Annotated in this window: 1 protein-coding gene; it reads left to right on the plus strand. The window is 34.4% G+C overall.

What is annotated here, in order from left to right:
* Positions 1 to 115: 115 nt before the first annotated feature.
* The coding region (locus tag L8X33_RS08615) for a flagellin hook IN motif-containing protein (RefSeq protein WP_318529725.1) at positions 116 to 987 on the plus strand (872 nt) is incomplete at its 3' end.

Raw genomic sequence — 987 nt, forward strand, 5'->3', positions numbered from 1 at the left:
CTCTTAAAAAACACTCTTAAAAAACACTCTTAAAAAACACTCTTAAAAAACACTCTTAAAATTTGGAACATTTATTGCTTTAAAAGTTCTAAGCAATATTTTGAAAGGATTTAAAATGGGTTTTAGAATAAACACCAACATAGGTGCAATGAATGCACATGCAAATTCAACTATCACAGCAAGAGAGCTTGATAAGTCTTTATCAAGACTTAGCTCAGGTCTTAGAATCAACTCTGCAGCAGATGATGCTTCGGGTATGGCTATAGCAGATAGCTTAAGATCGCAAGCTGCAACTTTAGGTCAAGCTATAAATAATGGTAATGATGCTATAGGTATTTTACAAACAGCTGATAAGGCTATGGATGAGCAGCTTAAAATCTTAGATACTATCAAAGTAAAAGCTACTCAAGCAGCACAAGATGGACAAAGTACTAAAACAAGAAATATGCTTCAAGCTGATATTAATCGTTTAATGGAAGAACTTGATAATATAGCTAATACCACAGCATTTAATGGCAAACAACTTTTAAGCGGGAACTTTATAAATCAAGAATTCCAACTAGGTGCACAGTCAAATCAAACCGTAAAAGCTAGTATAGGGCCAACTCAAAGCTCTAAAATAGGTGTAACTAGATTTGAAACAGGTTCTCAAGCTAAAAGTAGCGGTGTAGCTCAACTTACTATTAAAAATTATAATGGGGTAGATGATTTTAAATTCCAACCTGTAGTGATTTCTACTTCAGTAGGAACAGGACTTGGTGCTTTGGCTGAAGAGATTAATAGAGTTTCTGATATCACAGGTGTTAGAGCAAATTTCTTAGTTGAAACTACGGGTGTTGGTCCTATAAAAGCTGGTGCTACAAGTGATGATTTTAAGATTAATGGTGTAACTATAGGTAAGATAGAATATCAAGATAGTGATCAAAATGGAGCTTTGGTTGCTGCTATTAACTCAGTTAAAGATAGCACAGGGGTAGAAGCTTCAAG

The sequence above is a fragment of the Campylobacter sp. CNRCH_2014_2849 genome (assembly GCF_025772845.1).
GTDB classification, from domain to species: domain Bacteria; phylum Campylobacterota; class Campylobacteria; order Campylobacterales; family Campylobacteraceae; genus Campylobacter_D; species Campylobacter_D lari_D.